General features: G+C 56.1%; 1 protein-coding gene and 4 tRNA genes. 1 reads left to right on the top strand and 4 read right to left on the bottom strand.

From position 1 onward, the window contains the following. Positions 1-269 precede the first annotated feature (269 nt). The 4 genes from J3361_RS29225 to J3361_RS29210 form a co-directional block, all read right to left on the bottom strand. Positions 270-346: transfer RNA gene (locus tag J3361_RS29225), tRNA-Asp, on the bottom strand. A 17-nt stretch (positions 347-363) separates the two neighbouring features. After that, positions 364-439: transfer RNA gene (locus J3361_RS29220), tRNA-Val, on the bottom strand. Between the two features lie 177 nt (positions 440-616). Then, positions 617-693, bottom strand: a tRNA-Asp gene (locus J3361_RS29215). Positions 694-712: 19 nt separating this feature from the next. Then, positions 713-788, bottom strand: a tRNA-Val gene (locus J3361_RS29210). Positions 789-948: 160 nt separating this feature from the next. Between J3361_RS29210 and rdgC the strand changes: the two genes are divergently transcribed. Continuing rightward, positions 949-1,869 (top strand): recombination-associated protein RdgC, encoded by a 921-nt coding sequence (gene rdgC, locus J3361_RS29205; protein WP_014339706.1) that lies wholly within the window; start codon positions 949-951, stop codon positions 1,867-1,869. Positions 1,870-1,943: the final 74 nt, after the last annotated feature.

Genomic DNA, 1,943 nt, shown 5'->3' with positions numbered 1-1,943 from the left:
GGATTCAACGATTTGAACCAGAATCCCTTCGTGCTCAGGTTTTATCTTGATGTTGGCCATTGACATGCATTCACAAACGCGGGGTTGGGAGCATTCTAACGGCACATTTTATTTGTAAACACCCTCTCAGGGCGGAACCCTAAGTAGCCGTAACCGCAGCAACGGATATACACAAAAAAAGAGAACAAAAAAAACGACGCTCTCCCTCGTAAAGGAAAAGCGTCGTTTCTAGTAGCCACCTGGCGTTCAGCATTCCAGATAACCGAATATGGCGCAGCGGACGGGACTCGAACCCGCGACCCCCGGCGTGACAGGCCGGTATTCTAACCGACTGAACTACCGCTGCGCGTAACATTGAAAGTTTGGTGGGTGATGACGGGATCGAACCGCCGACATTCTGCTTGTAAGGCAGACGCTCTCCCAGCTGAGCTAATCACCCTTCACTTTCGATGCGGGGCGCATTCTCTCACAGTTTTTTGTAACGTGCTGATTTAATTAGCAAATTCAGCAAAAAAAACAGGAGCAACACACACCGCAGGAACTGCAAACAGCAAAAAGCCCGCGTTAGCGGGCTTTCCGTGGTGACCTGGCGTTCAGTGTTCCAGGTTACCGAATATGGCGCAGCGGACGGGACTCGAACCCGCGACCCCCGGCGTGACAGGCCGGTATTCTAACCGACTGAACTACCGCTGCGCGTAACACGTTGAACGAATGGTGGGTGATGACGGGATCGAACCGCCGACATTCTGCTTGTAAGGCAGACGCTCTCCCAGCTGAGCTAATCACCCTTCGCTTTCGGTGTGGCGCGCATTCTACGGAGCACTCTTTAAGCTGGCAAGCACTTTTTAAATTAATTTTTTCAGGCCTTCCAAAGGCTTAGCGAAGGGTTGGCCTATGGCGCCGCGAAGAGAATAATGCCCCCCTTTGTATAAAGGAGAGACTCACCCCATGTGGTTCAAAAACCTGCTTATCTATCGCCTGACCCAAGATCTGCCTTTTGATGCCGAGGCGTTGGAAACTGCACTGGCCAGCAAACTGGCGCGTCCATGTGCAAGCCAGGAGTTGACCACTTACGGTTTCGTCGCGCCGTTTGGCAAAGGCGAAGACGCACCGCTGGTGCACGTCAGCCAGGACTTCCTGTTGATCGCCGCGCGCAAGGAAGAACGCATCTTGCCAGGCAGCGTCGTGCGCGATGCCCTGAAGGAAAAGGTCGAAGAGATCGAAGCCGAGCAAATGCGCAAGGTCTATAAGAAGGAACGGGACCAGCTCAAGGATGAAATCATCCAGGCGTTCCTGCCTCGCGCCTTTATCCGCCGCTCGTCGACCTTCGCCGCCATCGCGCCGAAGCAAGGCCTGATCCTGGTGAACTCGGCCAGCCCGAAACGCGCCGAAGACCTGCTGTCCACCCTGCGCGAAGTGATTGGCTCGCTGCCGGTACGCCCGCTGACGGTCAAGATGGCCCCGACCGCGACCATGACCGACTGGGTCAAGACCCAGAAAGCCGCGGACGATTTCTTCGTGCTGGATGAATGCGAACTGCGCGACACCCATGAAGACGGCGGCATCGTCCGTTGCAAGCGCCAGGACCTGACCAGCGATGAAATTCAGCTGCACCTGAACACCGGCAAGGTCGTGACACAATTGTCGCTGGCCTGGCAGGACAAGTTGTCCTTCGTGCTCGACGACAAGATGGTGGTCAAGCGCCTGAAGTTCGAAGACCTGTTGCAGGACCAGGCGGAGCAGGACGGTGGCGACGAAGCCCTCGGCCAACTGGACGCCAGCTTCACGCTGATGATGCTGACGTTCGGCGAGTTCCTGCCGGCGCTGGTGGAAGCGTTGGGTGGTGAAGAGATTCCGCAGGGGATCTAAAGGCGGTGATCTCTAGTGTGGGAGCGGGCTTGCTCGCGAAGGCGGTGTGTCAGCAACCCTATGCTGTCTGACAC

The organism is Pseudomonas sp. OA65, assembly GCF_017498305.1.
Taxonomy (GTDB): Bacteria; Pseudomonadota; Gammaproteobacteria; order Pseudomonadales; family Pseudomonadaceae; genus Aquipseudomonas; species Aquipseudomonas zanjanensis.
Note: the sequence above shows the minus strand (reverse complement) of the source record. Positions and strands in the feature narration are given on the sequence as shown.